General features: G+C 69.0%; 12 protein-coding genes. 4 read left to right on the plus strand and 8 right to left on the minus strand.

Annotated elements, in window-relative coordinates:
* The first annotated feature begins 128 nt into the window (after positions 1 to 128).
* The 3 genes from OG303_RS37565 to OG303_RS37575 are packed head-to-tail and all read left to right on the plus strand — an operon-like array spanning position 129 to position 3295.
* On the plus strand, positions 129 to 1415 hold the full coding sequence (locus OG303_RS37565) for an ABC transporter substrate-binding protein (RefSeq protein WP_405874152.1): 1287 nt from the start codon (positions 129 to 131) through the stop codon (positions 1413 to 1415).
* Position 1416: 1 nt separating this feature from the next.
* A complete protein-coding gene (locus tag OG303_RS37570; RefSeq protein WP_405874154.1) occupies positions 1417 to 2436 on the plus strand; it encodes a carbohydrate ABC transporter permease in 1020 nt (339 codons plus the stop codon).
* Positions 2426 to 3295, plus strand: a complete 870-nt coding sequence (locus OG303_RS37575; protein WP_405874155.1) for a carbohydrate ABC transporter permease — start codon at positions 2426 to 2428, stop codon at positions 3293 to 3295. The genes OG303_RS37570 and OG303_RS37575 overlap by 11 nt, the downstream gene beginning before the upstream one ends.
* Before the next feature lie 17 nt (positions 3296 to 3312).
* Here the strand turns inward: OG303_RS37575 and OG303_RS37580 are convergent, their stop codons facing one another.
* Positions 3313 to 4761, minus strand: coding sequence for an MFS transporter (locus OG303_RS37580; RefSeq protein ID WP_405874156.1), 1449 nt, complete (start codon positions 4759 to 4761; stop codon positions 3313 to 3315).
* A 138-nt stretch (positions 4762 to 4899) separates the two neighbouring features.
* On the opposite strand from OG303_RS37580, the gene OG303_RS37585 reads away from it, so the two are divergent.
* On the plus strand, positions 4900 to 5466 hold the full coding sequence (locus tag OG303_RS37585) for a TetR/AcrR family transcriptional regulator (protein WP_405874158.1): 567 nt from the start codon (positions 4900 to 4902) through the stop codon (positions 5464 to 5466).
* Positions 5467 to 5595: 129 nt separating this feature from the next.
* On the opposite strand, the gene OG303_RS37590 is transcribed toward OG303_RS37585, so the two are convergent.
* The 7 genes from OG303_RS37590 to OG303_RS37620 form a co-directional block, all read right to left on the minus strand.
* Positions 5596 to 6810 carry a TerD family protein gene (locus OG303_RS37590; RefSeq protein ID WP_405877674.1) on the minus strand — a complete coding sequence of 405 codons (1215 nt, stop codon included), beginning with the start codon at positions 6808 to 6810 and terminating at the stop codon, positions 5596 to 5598.
* A 109-nt stretch (positions 6811 to 6919) separates the two neighbouring features.
* Entirely contained in the window at positions 6920 to 7909 is a 990-nt protein-coding gene (locus OG303_RS37595; RefSeq protein WP_405874159.1) for a zinc-dependent alcohol dehydrogenase family protein, read from the minus strand.
* A complete protein-coding gene (locus tag OG303_RS37600; protein ID WP_405874161.1) occupies positions 7906 to 8751 on the minus strand; it encodes a carbohydrate ABC transporter permease in 846 nt (281 codons plus the stop codon). Before OG303_RS37600 ends, OG303_RS37595 begins: the two co-directional genes overlap by 4 nt.
* Positions 8748 to 9686: a carbohydrate ABC transporter permease gene (locus OG303_RS37605; RefSeq protein WP_405874163.1), complete on the minus strand. Its 939-nt coding sequence runs from the start codon at positions 9684 to 9686 to the stop codon at positions 8748 to 8750. Before OG303_RS37605 ends, OG303_RS37600 begins: the two co-directional genes overlap by 4 nt.
* A complete protein-coding gene (locus OG303_RS37610) occupies positions 9683 to 11056 on the minus strand; it encodes an ABC transporter substrate-binding protein (protein WP_405874165.1) in 1374 nt (457 codons plus the stop codon). The genes OG303_RS37605 and OG303_RS37610 overlap by 4 nt, the downstream gene beginning before the upstream one ends.
* Before the next feature lie 77 nt (positions 11057 to 11133).
* A complete protein-coding gene (locus tag OG303_RS37615) occupies positions 11134 to 11904 on the minus strand; it encodes a DeoR/GlpR family DNA-binding transcription regulator (protein WP_405874167.1) in 771 nt (256 codons plus the stop codon).
* A 282-nt stretch (positions 11905 to 12186) separates the two neighbouring features.
* Positions 12187 to 13011, minus strand: a complete 825-nt coding sequence (locus OG303_RS37620) for an NAD-dependent epimerase/dehydratase family protein (protein ID WP_405874168.1) — start codon at positions 13009 to 13011, stop codon at positions 12187 to 12189.
* Between the last annotated feature and the right edge of the window lie 5 nt (positions 13012 to 13016).

Consider the following 13016-nt stretch of genomic DNA (forward strand, 5'->3'; position numbering starts at 1 on the left):
TGCACGTGTCTTGACAGCTATTTTCGGCCGCCCCAATACTCATCGGCAACGTTCACGTGAACGTTCACGGAGTCGTTGACATCGTTGTCCCTCCTGAAAGCGAGTGCGCGCTCATGCCACACCGAACGATGTCCCGCAGGCGCCTGCTCGGCGCCTCCCTCGGTGGTGCGGGCGCCGCTGCGCTGGGCCTGTCGGGGTGCGGGAGCACCAACGGCTCGGTCTCGGCAGGCACCGACCACCTCAGTATCTGGTACTGGAACGGGTCGTTGAGCGACAAGCTGCTCGCCACCTCCGCGCGCGGAGTGCCCGGGGTGCCGGGCCTGAAGGTGAAGGGTTCGCCGATCGCCGGCGACTACAAGTCGAAGATCCGCACCAGCCTGGCGGCCCGCGCCTATGTGCCCGACCTGGCCTGCGCGAACTCCGACATCTCGGTGTTCTTCCCCGACGAGAAGGAGTTCCTGGATCTGAAGGACCTCGGGGCGGACGCCGTCGAGGACCAGTACCTGGACTGGAAGTGGAAGAGCGGCATCAGCCCGTCGGGCCGGATGGTCGGCTTCCCGCTCGACGCGGGACCCACCGCGCTCTACTACCGCAGGGACCTGTTCGAGAAGGCCGGCCTGCCCACGGAACCGGCCGAGGTCGCCGAGGCCACCTCGACCTGGGACAAGTACCTGGCCCTCGGCAAGCAGCTCAAGGCCAAGGCGCCCACCCACCCTTACCTGGTCTCGCAGATCAGCTACGTCTTCCGGATGGCCCTGTACCAGAGCCCGAAGCAGTTCGTGGACGTCGACGACCGCTTCATCGGCGACCAGGCCCACGTCAAGCGCGCCTGGGACCTGGCGGTGGAGACGTACCGGCAGGGGCTGAGCGCCCGGGTCCTGGACGCCACCCCCGACTTCAACTCGGCGATGAGCGGCGGCCGGATCGCCTCGATCCTCAACGCCGTCTGGTACGTCAACGGCCTCAAACAGACGGCGCCGAAGACCTCCGGCACCTGGCGGCTGACCGCCCTGCCCGGCGGCCCCACCAACTACGGCGGCTCGTACGTGACGATCACCCGCTACTGCCGTGACCCGGAAGGGGCGTTCGCCTTCCTGAAGTGGATGCTCGGGCCGGAGAACCAGCTCAAGAGCTACCAGGAGATGGCGCTCTTCCCCACCACCCCCTCCGTCTACAGCCGGCCCGAGATGCGCAAGCCCGACCCGTTCTTCGGCGGTCAGATACCCGTCGACGTCTTCGGCCCGGCCGCGAAGAACGCCCCGGTCCTCTACTTCAGCCCCTACGAGAACACCGCCAACACACCTGTCTTCCAGGAGCTGACCAACGTGGAGACGCTCGGCAAGAACCCCGACAAGGCCTGGCGGGACGCCATGAACGCGGCCGAGTCGGCACTGTCCCAGCAGGGGGTGAGCTGACATGGCCACCGTCGCAGGAGCGGCCCCGGCCCCCGCGGCCGACAGCGGCGAGGAGACGGCAGGCCGGCGCGATGACGCCGGAGCCCCGCGCGGAAGGTGGCGGCGCCACCTTCCGCCGTACCTCGCCATCTCGCCGTACTACGTGCTCTTCGCGGTCTTCGGCGCCTTCCCGGTGTTCTTCTCCCTCTACCTGTCCTTCCAGGACTGGGACGGCATCGGCGCCATGCGGTACGTCGGGCTCCAGCAGTACGAATGGCTGCTGCACGACCCGGTGTTCTGGCACTCGATCCTCAACACGTTCGAGATCTGGTTCATGTCCACGGTGCCGATGCTGTTCCTGGCGCTGGTCATCGCCTTTCTGCTGAACTCGCAGGTGCGCTACGCCTCCGCCCTCCGGGTGGCGTACTTCGTCCCGAACGTCACCTCGATGGTCGCCATGACCATCGTCTTCGGCTCGGTGTTCGCCCAGGCGGGTCTGGCCAACTCGCTGCTCAAGGCGGTCGGGGCGGACGGCGTCGGCTGGCTGACCTCCTCGCTCGGCATCAAGTCGGCGATCTCCCTCATGATCATCTGGCGGTGGGTCGGCTACAACGCCCTGATCTTCCTCGCCGGTCTGCAGGCCATCCCCACCGAACTCTTCGAGGCGGCCCGGGTCGACGGGGCGAACAGCCGGCAGACCCTGTTCCGGGTCATCGTGCCGCAGCTGCGCCCGGTGATCCTCTTCGCCGTCATCACGTCCACCATCAACGGGCTGCAGATCTTCTCCGAGTCCCAGGTGCTCTTCTACTCCGACGACCCCGGCACCACCGGCGGACCGGGCCAGGAAGGCATGACCATCGTGCTCTATCTGTGGCAGAAGGCCTTCAACGACCACCAGTTCGGCTACGGCGCGGCGATCGGCTGGTCGCTCTTCGCCCTCATCGCGCTCTTCGCGATCGTCAACTGGCGGCTGGTGTCCGGTTCCGAACGCGACGACCGTCCCCGTATCTCCTTGCGCAAGGGGGCCCGCAATGGCCGCTGACCACACGACCTCGAGTGCCGGGCTCGTCATCGGCTCCGGCAGCAGGCGCTCCCGGATCGGCGTCCGGCTGACGCTGCTGTTCGGTGTGGTGGTGTCGCTGTTCCCGTTCTACTGGCTGGTGGTGATGGCGTCCGGAACCACCCAGGACATCTTCGCCTACCCGCCGAGGCTGGTCCCGGGAACACATCTCCTGGACAACATGCAGAAGGTGATCCACCGGATCGATTTCTTCGGCTCGCTGTTCAACACGGTCGTGGTCTCCGTCACCGGTACCGTCCTGGTGCTGTTCTTCGACTCGCTGGCCGCCTTCGCCTTCGCCAAGTACGACTTCCCGGCCAGGAAGCTCCTCTTCGGCATCCTGCTGGCCACCTACATGATCCCGGTGCAGCTGTCGCTGGTCCCGCAGTTCGTCACGATGGCCCACTTCGGCTGGGCCGGTTCGCTCAAGGCGCTGACCATACCCGCGGCCGCCAACGCCTTCGGCATCTTCTGGATGCGGCAGTACGCCAAGAACGCGCTGCCCGACGAACTGCTGGACGCCGGGCGGATCGACGGCGCCGGCTTCTTCCGCCTGTACTGGCAGGTCGCGCTGCCGCTGTTCCGCCCGGCGCTGGCGTTCCTCGGCATCTTCACCTTCATCCACCTCTGGAACGACTACATCTGGCCGCTGGTCGTGATGATCGACCCCGACCGCGTCACCCTCCAGGTCGCTCTGGCCAACCTCAACGTCGCCTACAACACCGACTATGCGGTCGTGATGGCCGGGGCGTTGATGAGTGTCCTCCCGTTGATCGTCGTCTTCCTGATCGGGGCCCGGCACTTCCTGCGCGACCTTGCTGCCGGAGCGACGAAGATGTGACGTGAGGTGACGGTGCGTCAGGAGCCTGCGGGTTTCGGCCTGTTGCCCGTGATGACGAACGCGCAGATCAGCAGGGCGGTGAGCGCGATGAGTGCGCCCACGCCGAACGCGCGCGCCGACCCCTCGGTGAGGATCTCGGCCGGCGATCCGGACGCGTGCCGGGTCGCCGTGCCGAAGACCGTGACCAGGACGGACAGTCCGAGGGTGCCGCCGAGCCACTGGAGGGTCTGCAGCAGACCGGAGGCGGCGCCCGCCTCGCGCGGCTGGATGCGGGCGAGGATCGTCACGTTGAGCGGCATGAAGCTCAGTCCGACGCCGATGCCCATCAGCAGCAGCGGGCCGAGCAGGCCGGCCGGGTAGCCGTCGCCGGGTTCGAGCCGCCACAGCCAGGCGGTCGCGGCCACGAGCAGACCCATGCCGGTGAGCAGGACCGGCTTGGCGCCGAACCGGGCCAGCAGTCGCGGCACGAAGCGGACGGTGGTGAACATCGCCAGGGTCATCGGAAGGAAGGCGAACCCGGCGCGCAACGGGCTGTACTCCAGGACCTGTTGGCTGATCAGCGTGAGGAAGTAGAACGCGCCGAACATGCCCGCGGGCAGCAGCAGCACGCCCACATAGCCGCCTGCGCGGTTGCGGTCGGAGAACAGCCCGAGCGGCATGATCGGCTGGCTCGCCCGGGACTCGACGATCGTGAAGCCGACGAGCAGCGCCGCCGCCGTGGTGAACCCGAGCAGCGCCTGTGTGTCGCTCCAGCCCGCCTCCGAGACCCGGATGAAGGCGTACACGAGCGAGGACATGCCCGCCGTGCCGGTGAGTGCGCCCGCCGCGTCGAACCGCCCTGCGTGGCGGGGGGTTTCGGTGACGAAGCGGGGTAGGGCGAGGGCCACCGCTGCCCCGATCGGGACGTTGATCAGCAGGGCCCAGCGCCAGGACGCCCAGGAGGTGAGCATGCCGCCGAGCACCAGACCGATGGAGGCGCCGATGCCCGCCATGGAGGCGTAGATGCCGAGCGCGTGGTGCCTGCGTGGGCCGTCCGGGAAGTTCGTGGTGATCAGGGCGAGGGTGCTGGGGGCGATGAGGGCGGCGCCGACGCCCTGCAGTGCGCGGGCCGCGAGCAGCCAGGCGCTGTCGGTGGCGAGCCCGCCGAGCAGGGAGGAGCCGGCGAAGAGCAGGACGCCGGTGGTGAGGGTGCGGCGGCGGCCGATGATGTCTCCGACCCGCCCGCCGAGCAGCAGCAGGCCGCCGAAGGCGAGCGTGTAGGCGTTGAGGACCCAGGACAGGCCGGTGCGGCTGAAGTCGAGGTTCTTCTGGATGTCGGGCAGTGCGACATTGACGACGGTGGAGTCGACGCCGACCATCAGGTAGGCGGTGACGATGACGAAGAGGACGGTGCCGAGCCTGGCGGATCGCGGTGGTGCGGAGGGCGCGTCGGTCGTGACGGACGGTGCGGACGACGGGGTGGACATGGAGTTTCTCCCGGTCTGGTGTCCCCGGACGAGGTGCACGCGGGCAGCACGGACTGCCCGCACAGATAAGCGGGGACTGTCTCCGTTTAACTCTCGCTAAGATACGGAGAGGGTCCCCGGTTCGCAAGGAGTATCTGGATGACGCAGGTCAAGCCCATGCGCGCGGACGCTCGGCGCAACTACGAGCGGCTACTGCAGGCCGCGGCGGAGGCCTTCGCCGAGCACGGGGAGGGCGCATCGCTGGACGACATCGCCAAGCGGGCGGGGGTCGGGTCCGGCACGCTGTACCGGCACTTTCCGACACGTCAGGCGTTGCTGGAGGCGGTGTACGTCGACGCCATCGAGGCGCTCGCGGCGCGCGCCGACGAGTTCGCGCGTGAACTGCCGCCGGGCGAGGCGCTGGTGGAGTGGCTGAACGAACTCAGCGTCGGGATGATCCAGGTCCGGGGCCTCAAGTCCCTGCTCGGCTCGGCCGTCACGGACGGCAGCTCCGCCGTGGTCACCGCCTGCGGCAACTCCGTGAAGGGCGCGGCGGAACGGCTGGTCTCGGCGGCGCAGCGGGAGGGGACCCTGCGGGAGGACGTCGAACCGATCGAGATCCTGCGGCTGGCGCACGGTGTGGCCACGGCGTCGGAGCTGGCGAACGGTGAGGCGACGTACATCCGGCGGTATTTGTCGCTGCTGACGGATGGGCTGCGGGCATAGCTCGGCGGAGCTTGAAGGTGACCGGTGCTGCAGCTGGGCGGGGGTGGGCGCGCGACCCGGCGGTGGCGGGGTGCCGCTCTGATTGGGTCGGGAGCCGACCCGGCGGCACCCCTGCCCGCAGCTGTGCGGCTACAGCGCCTGGGCTGCCGGCTTCACCATGTTCCGTACCGTGCGGGCCTTCACGAAGTCGCCCAGTGCCGTCATCTCCCACTCGCCGGTGAACTGGCGGATCAGCTTCGCCATCATCACGCCCGTCTGGGCCTCGGCGTTGGTGAGGTCGAAGCGGACGAGCTCCTCGCCGGTCGCCGCGTCCAGGAGGCGGCAGTATGCCTTGGCGACCTCGGTGAACTTCTGGCCGGAGAAGGAGTTGACAGTGAAGACCAGGCCGGTGGCGTCCTGGGGGATGCGGCCGAGGTCGACCACGATGACCTCGTCGTCGCCCCCGCCCTCGCCCGTGAGGTTGTCGCCGGAGTGCTTGATCGCTCCGTTGAGGATGGACAGCTTGCCGAAGTAGCAGCTGTCGATGTGGTTGCGCTGCGGGCCGTACGCGATGACCGACGCGTCCAGGTCGATGTCCTTGCCGCCGTAGGCCGGCTCCCAGCCCAGGCCCATCTTGACCTGGGAGAGCAGCGGCTGGCCGCCCTTGACGAGGGAGACGGTCTGGTTCTTCTGGAGGCTGACCCGGCCCTTGTCGAGGTTGATCTTTCCGGCGCCGGGGGCGGGAGCCGCGGCGGCGGGCGGGGCCGGGGGAGGCGGCGGCGTGGTCGACAGGGGCGGGGCCGACCGGGCCACCGGGGTCTGCAGGGTGGGCGTCGGCGGGGCGACCGGCTGGGGAGGCGCGGCCGCGGCCGGCTCCTCCACCGTCACGCCGAAGTCGGTGGCGATGCCCGCGAGGCCGTTGGAGTAGCCCTGGCCGACGGCGCGGGCCTTCCAGGCGCCGTTGCGCAGGTAGATCTCCACGACCACCAGTGCCGTCTCGGCGCCGAGCTGCGGGGGCGTGAACGTGGCCAGGACGGCGTTGTCGTCCGCGCTGCGGATGGTGGCCGTCGGCTCGACGCCCTGGAAGGTCTGGCCGGATGCGTCCGGGCTGGCGGTGACGATGATCTTCTCGATACCCGGGGGGACGGCGGCGGTGTCGACGACGATCGCGTCGGGGGCCGTGCCGCCGCCCGACCGGTACGTCACGCCCGGGCCGCTCGGCTGGTTGTAGAAGATGAAGTCGTCGTCGGAGCGCACCTTGCCGTCGCCCGTGAGCAGCAGGCCCGATACGTCGAGCCGCACGGGGGCGGCGACGTCCACCGTCACGCGGGCGGTGGAGAGAGGGATGTTCGAGCCGGGGGTCATAGCTGTCATGCCGGGTGAACGAGCGAGGTCGCTTTACCGTTCCCTTACCCTTCGGCCAATTGGCCGGACGGGCTGAGAACGAGATCAGCCCGTCCGGCGGGGAGAACCCCTACGGCACCACCACGATCTTGCGGCCCACCCCTGCCGCGAACTGTTCCAGTGCCTGCGGGTAGCGCTCCAGCGGGATTCGGTCGCTGATGAACACCTCGGGGTCCAGGACGCCGTTCGCGAAGAGTTCGGCGGCGCGTTCGAAGCTGTGGAGGACGGCCATGGAGCCGGTGATCGTGATCTCCTGGTTGTAGATGCGGTACGGGTCGATCGTCACGCGTGTCGCGTAGTCCGCGACCCCGAACTGCAGGAACGTGCCCGCCTTGGCCACCCGGTCCAGGCCGTCCTGGATCGCCGCCGCGTTGCCCGTCGCGTCGATCACGACGTCCCATCCCTGCGGCCGGTCCAGTTCGTCCGCGTTGGCCGCCGATCCCGACACGCCCAGCCGTTGCGCCGTCTCCAGGCGCGTCGGGTTCAGGTCCACCACGTCCACGCTCGCCGCGCCCGTCCGCTTGGCGAGCTCCAGCATCATCAGGCCCATCGTCCCGGAGCCGTAGATCAGGACGTGCGCGCCCAGGCGCGACTGGAGGACGTCGTAGCCCCGTACCGCGCACGACAGGGGCTCCACCAGAGCCGCGTCCTCGGTGCGGACGTGGTCGGGCAGCCGTACGCAGTTCGCCACCGGGGCGAGGGCGTACCGTGCCGCTCCGCCCGCCGTCGTCACGCCGATCGCGGCCCAGCGCTCGCAGAGGTTGTTGTGGCCCGTGCGGCAGTACCGGCACTCGTAGCAGTACAGGGAGGGGTCCACCGCGACCCGGTCGCCGACCGACACCTCGGTGACCTGGGTGCCGACGCCGACCACCTCGCCCGCGAACTCGTGCCCGGGCACGATCGGCAGCTTCGGCGCGAACTCGCCCTGGAGGATGTGCAGATCGGTGCCGCACAGGCCGCAGGCGGCGACCTCGACGACGACCTCGCGGGGACCGGGCGTCGGGTCGGGGACCTCGGTGACGACGGCGCGGCCCACGGACTCGATGACGGCGGCCTTCATTTCACGGCTCCAAGCGACAGGCCCTGGACCAGCTTGTCCTGGGCGGCGAACCCCGCGGCGAGCACCGGCAGGGAGATGACGAGCGACGCGGCGCACACCTTCGCCAGGAACAGGCCCTGGCTGGTGATGAAGCCGGTCAGGAAGACGGGGGCGGTCTCCGCGACCACGCCCGTCAGGACTCGGGCGAACAGCAGCTCGTTCCAGCTGAAGATGAAGCAGATCAGGGCCGTCGCCGCGATGCCCGGCACGGCGATCGGTGCCACCACGCGCGTGAGGATCGTCGGCAGGCGTGCTCCGTCGATCTGTGCCGCCTCGATCACCGCCACCGGGACCTCGGCGAGGAAGGACTGCATCATCCACACCGCGATCGGCAGGTTCATGGAGGTGTAGAGGATGACGAGCAGCCAGATGTTGTCCAGCATGTCCGTGTTCTTGGCGAACAGGTAGATCGGCAGCAGGCCCGCCACCACCGGGAGCATCTTCGTGGACAGGAAGAAGAACAGGACGTCCGTCCACTTCTTCACCGGCCGGATCGACAGGGCGTACGCCGCCGGGAGCGCGAGGACCAGCACCAGGGCCGTCGACGCCAGCGACGCCACCGTCGAGTTGATCAGCGCCGGCCAGGGGCTCGCGCCGCCGCCCGTGCCGAAGAACTCGCGGTAGCCGTCCAGGGTCAGGGCGGCCCCGAAGGACGGCGGGTTGGTCGCCGCGTCCGCCTCCGAGTGGAAGGACGTCAGGGCCATCCAGGCGATGGGCAGGAAGAACAGCAGACCGATCAGCCAGGCCAGCAGGCCGAGGCCCGCTCCGCGGCGGCTGCGGGTGCGTACGGCGATGGTGCTCATGCGCGGGACGCCTCCTCACGGAACAGGGACGACACGACGCGCAGGGCGAAGGTCGCGATGATGATCGAGCCGATGACCACCAGGACGCCCGCGGCCGAGGCGAGGCCGTTCTCGTGGGCCTGGTAGAAGCTCTGGTAGACGGTGTAGGGGAGGTTGGCGGTGCCCAGGCCGCCCGAGGTGATGGTGAAGACGGCGTCGAAGTTCTGGACGATGTAGATCGAGCCGAGCAGGGCGCCGAGTTCGAGGTAGCGGCGCAGGTGCGGCAGCGTCAGGTGGCGGAAGACCTGCCAGTCGTTCGCGCCGTCCACGCGCGCGGCTTCCATCTGCTCGTTGTCGCGGCTCTGCAGCCCCGCCAGCAGGATCAGCATCATGAACGGCGTCCACTGCCAGACCAGGGATGCCTCGACCGCCAGCAGCGGGGTGTTGGAGATCCAGTCCGGTTGCCCGCCGCCCACGTAGTGCAACAGTCCGTTGAGCAGGCCGTATTCGGGGTTGTAGAGGACGTGCTTCCACAGGAGGGCCGCGGCCACGGGGACCACCAGGAAGGGGGCGATCAGGAGGGTGCGGACCGCTGCCCGGCCCCGGAACTTCCGGTCCAGGAGCAGGGCGAGGATCAAGCCCAGGACCAGGCTGACCAGGACCACTGTCACCGTCAGCAGGACCGTCGTCCACACCGAGTGGCGCAGGTCCGCGTCGGTCAGGACCTCCTTGTAGTTGTCGACCCCGGTGAAGTGGCGGGCCTTGGGATACAGGGCGTTCCAGTCGAAGAACGAGATCACCAGGGTGGCCACGAACGGGAGTTGGGTCACCGCGATCATGAAGATCAGGGCGGGCAGCAGGGGGGCCCGGGTCGACCAGGCACGCAGGCGCGCGGAGGGCCGGCGCGTCGTGCGTACGGGAGTTGCCGTTATGGGGGCGGTTGTCATCGCGCTCATCGTCCCTCGTACTCCTTCGAGATCTTCTCGGCGAGCTGCTGGGACTTCTTCAGGGCCGAGTCGACGGATTGACGTCCGGCGATGGCCGCGCTGATCTCCTGCGAGACCTTGGTGCCGAGATCGGTGAACTCCGGGATGCCGACGAACTGGATGCCGGGCGCGGGGCGCGGCTGCACTCCCGGGTCGTTGGGCTTGGCGCCCTCGATGGCCTCCTTGGTCATCTCCTGGAAGGCGCCGGCCTCCTTGCGGTAGTCGGCGTTCGTGTACGTCGAAGCGCGCTTGCCGGCGGGGACGTTGGACCAGCCGCTCGTGTCGCCGACCAGCTGCTCGTACTGCTTGCTGGACGCCCAGGACACGAACTTCCAGGCCTTGTCGGGGTTGCGGGACGCCTTCTGGATGCCCCAGGCCCAGGTGTAGAGCCAGCCGGAGGAGTTGGTCTTCTCGACGGGGGCGGGGGCGTAGCCGAGCTTGCCCTTGACGGGGGAGTTGGACGCCTCCAGTGATCCGGCCGCGGACGTGGCGTCGTACCACATGGCGACCTTGCTCTGCGTCATGTTGTTGAGGCACTCGGCGAAGCCGGACTGGGCGGCACCGGACTCACCGTGCCCCCGCACCAGGTCGACATAGAACTTCGTCGCCTTCTCGAACTCGGGGGAGTCGAGGTGCGCCTTCCAGTTCTTGTCGAACCAGGTGCCGCCGAAGGTGTTCACGACGGTGGTGAGCGGGGCCATGAGTTCGCCCCAGCCCGGCAGGCCGCGCAGACAGATGCCGCGCATCCCGGACTTCGCCCCGTCGACCTCGGCGGCGATCTTCGCCACCTGGTCCCAGGTGGGGTGGGCCGGCATCGTCAGGCCCTTCTCGGCCAACACGTCCTTGCGGTACATCAGGAAGGACGACTCGCCGTAGAAGGGCTGGCCGTAGAGCTTTCCGTCGTCGGCGGTCAGCGACTGGCGCATCGGCTTGAGGACGTCCTGCTCGTCGTAGCCGGGGTCCTTGGCGACGTACGAGTTCATCTCCCTCAGCCAGCCGTTCTTGGCGTAGATGGGTATCTCGTAGTTGCTGAGCGTCGCGACGTCGTACTGGCCCGCCTGGTTGGCGAAGTCCTGGCTGATCTTGTCGCGGACGTCGTTCTCCGGCAGGACGGTGAAGTTCACCTTGATGCCGGTCTCCTTGGTGAAGTGCGCCTTGGTGAGTTTCTGCAGCTCCACCATCTGCGGGTTGTTGACCATCAGGACGTTGATGGAGTTGCCGCCGGAACCGGACCCGCCCGCCCCGACCCAACAGCCGGAGAGCAGCGGGGCGAGCAGCGTCCCTGCGGCGGCCATGGCGAGCGTGGCTCGCGGCGGCCGTCGTCGGCTCTGGGTGCGCATGGATCGCTCCTGGACATAGAGGGATATAAAGGGCGCCCGTGGGCGTGGGGATGCCCTGCGTGACAGCTCGGTCGGGGTCAGACCCTGATGACCTGCGGTCCCAGCAAGGAGTAGCGGTGTGCCTCGGAGGAGGGGAGCAGGGTGCTGGTGACGATCGTCTCCAGTGCGCCGATCTCCGCGAAGCGGCAGAAGCTGACCGCCCCGAACTTGGTGTGCACGCCCGCGAACACCGTGCGGCGCGAGGCCCGGATGGCCTGCGCCTTGACCTCGCTGACCGCGGGGTCGGGGGTGGTCAGGCCGTGCTCGCGGGAGATGCCGTTGGCGCCGATGTAGGCGAGGTCGATGACGAAGCCGGCCAGCATCTTCGTCGTCCAGTGGTCGACGGTGGCCAGGGTGCCGGAACGCACCCGGCCGCCGAGCAGCAGTACGGAGATGCCGTCGGCCTCGGCGAGCGAGCCCGCGACCGGCAGGGACGCAGTGACCACGGTCAGCGGCCGGTCCCTGGGCAGTGCCTCGGCGATGAGCTGCGGGGTGAAGCCCTCGTCGACGAACACGGTCTCGGCGTCCCCGAGCAGCTCGGCCGCGGCGGTCGCGATCCGGCGCTTCTCGGGTACGTGACTGGTGGCACGGAACTCGAGCGTCGTCTCGAAGCCGGCGCTCTCCACGGGATAGGCGCCGCCGTGGGTGCGGCGGACCAGGCCGTGGTCCTCCAGGGCGCGCAGATCCCGCCGTACGGTCTCCTTGGCCACGCCCAGTTCGGCGGCGAGCGCGGTGACGTCGACCGAGCCGGTGGCGCGAGCGGCCCGCACGATTTCCCGCTGGCGTTCTTCCGCCGTCTTCGCCGTCATCGTCGCACCTGCTTCCCTGCTCACTGCCCGTTCGGGCCCGGTGAGGCCCACGGGGGAAGTTCTACTCCCGGTGCGCGGCACTGACCAGGCTTGTTGCAGGTCCGATGATGCCCGCATGCGCCCGTTTGCGCAGCGGAGTGCCCGCCTCGGACCTGCGCGGCTGTGAGAGAGGGCGTGGGAGCGGGCAGGCGCGGTGCCCGAATACGACGGCGGGCGGGCCCGTTCGGTGCCCGCCCGCCGTTGCGAACGATCGTTTTTCGCCGTGCAGCTGTCTCAATGGCCTCAGTACGGCCAGATCGGCGGGTCGCTCACGAAGTGGCCCCCCAGGTGGGCGTGCGCGATGTTCTCCGGGTCCAGCTCGCCCTGCTCGGCGATCAGCTTCTCGGCGTACGGCTCGGAGTCGTCCTGCGGCTCGTAGCCGAGCGCCCGTGCCGTCGACAGGTCCCACCACAGGCGGGTGTTGGCCGAGGAGCCGTAGACGACGGTGTGGCCGACATCCTCCGCGGTCAGGGCCGCGTGGAAGAGGCGGGCGCCGTCGGGCGGGCTCATCCAGATCGACAACATGCGCACGCTGGTGGGCTCGGGGAAGCAGGAGCCGATGCGCACCGACACCGTCTCCAGGGCGTGCTTGTCCCAGTACAGCTGCGCGAGGTCCTCGCCGAAGGACTTGGACAGGCCGTAGAAGGTGTCCGGGCGGCGCGGGGTGTCGATGGGGATCAGCTTGTCCGCATCGAGAGGGGTGTCGCCCCGGGGGTGCGGGGTGAAGCCGACCGCGTGGTTGGAGGAGGCGAAGACGATGCGGCCCACGCCCTCCTCGCGCGCGGCCTCGTACAGGTTGTACGTGCCCTCGATGTTCGCCGCGAGGATCTTCTCAAAGGAGGCTTCCAGGGAGATGCCGGCAAGGTGGATGATCGCGTCGACGCCCCGCACCGCCTCGCGCAGGGCCTTCTTGTCGGCGAGATCCGCGGTGATCGCGTCCGGGTCGCCCTCGATCGGGCGCACGTCGAGGAGGCGCAGCTCGTAGCCGAAGGCCGGGAGCAGGTTCCGCATCAGGGTGCCGAGCCCGCCGGCGGCGCCGGTGAGCAGAACGGTGCGGGGAGCGGGCATCCTCG

Origin of the sequence: Streptomyces sp. NBC_00005 (assembly GCF_045160215.1) — a bacterium.
In the GTDB taxonomy this organism is placed as follows: Bacteria; Actinomycetota; Actinomycetes; order Streptomycetales; family Streptomycetaceae; genus Streptomyces.

What these genes read in the sequence shown, in the direction of transcription:
- OG303_RS37595 (WP_405874159.1), bottom strand. Translation starts at nt 7,909, where the DNA reads ATGAAGGCCGCCGTCATCGAGTCCGTGGGCCGCGCCGTCGTCACCGAG.
- OG303_RS37600 (WP_405874161.1), bottom strand. Translation starts at nt 8,751, where the DNA reads ATGAGCACCATCGCCGTACGCACCCGCAGCCGCCGCGGAGCGGGCCTC.
- OG303_RS37620 (WP_405874168.1), bottom strand. Translation starts at nt 13,011, where the DNA reads ATGCCCGCTCCCCGCACCGTTCTGCTCACCGGCGCCGCCGGCGGGCTC.
- OG303_RS37590 (WP_405877674.1), bottom strand. Translation starts at nt 6,810, where the DNA reads ATGACCCCCGGCTCGAACATCCCTCTCTCCACCGCCCGCGTGACGGTG.
- OG303_RS37565 (WP_405874152.1), top strand. Translation starts at nt 129, where the DNA reads ATGTCCCGCAGGCGCCTGCTCGGCGCCTCCCTCGGTGGTGCGGGCGCC.
- OG303_RS37585 (WP_405874158.1), top strand. Translation starts at nt 4,900, where the DNA reads ATGACGCAGGTCAAGCCCATGCGCGCGGACGCTCGGCGCAACTACGAG.
- OG303_RS37575 (WP_405874155.1), top strand. Translation starts at nt 2,426, where the DNA reads ATGGCCGCTGACCACACGACCTCGAGTGCCGGGCTCGTCATCGGCTCC.
- OG303_RS37610 (WP_405874165.1), bottom strand. Translation starts at nt 11,056, where the DNA reads ATGCGCACCCAGAGCCGACGACGGCCGCCGCGAGCCACGCTCGCCATG.
- OG303_RS37570 (WP_405874154.1), top strand. Translation starts at nt 1,417, where the DNA reads ATGGCCACCGTCGCAGGAGCGGCCCCGGCCCCCGCGGCCGACAGCGGC.
- OG303_RS37580 (WP_405874156.1), bottom strand. Translation starts at nt 4,761, where the DNA reads ATGTCCACCCCGTCGTCCGCACCGTCCGTCACGACCGACGCGCCCTCC.
- OG303_RS37615 (WP_405874167.1), bottom strand. Translation starts at nt 11,904, where the DNA reads ATGACGGCGAAGACGGCGGAAGAACGCCAGCGGGAAATCGTGCGGGCC.
- OG303_RS37605 (WP_405874163.1), bottom strand. Translation starts at nt 9,686, where the DNA reads ATGAGCGCGATGACAACCGCCCCCATAACGGCAACTCCCGTACGCACG.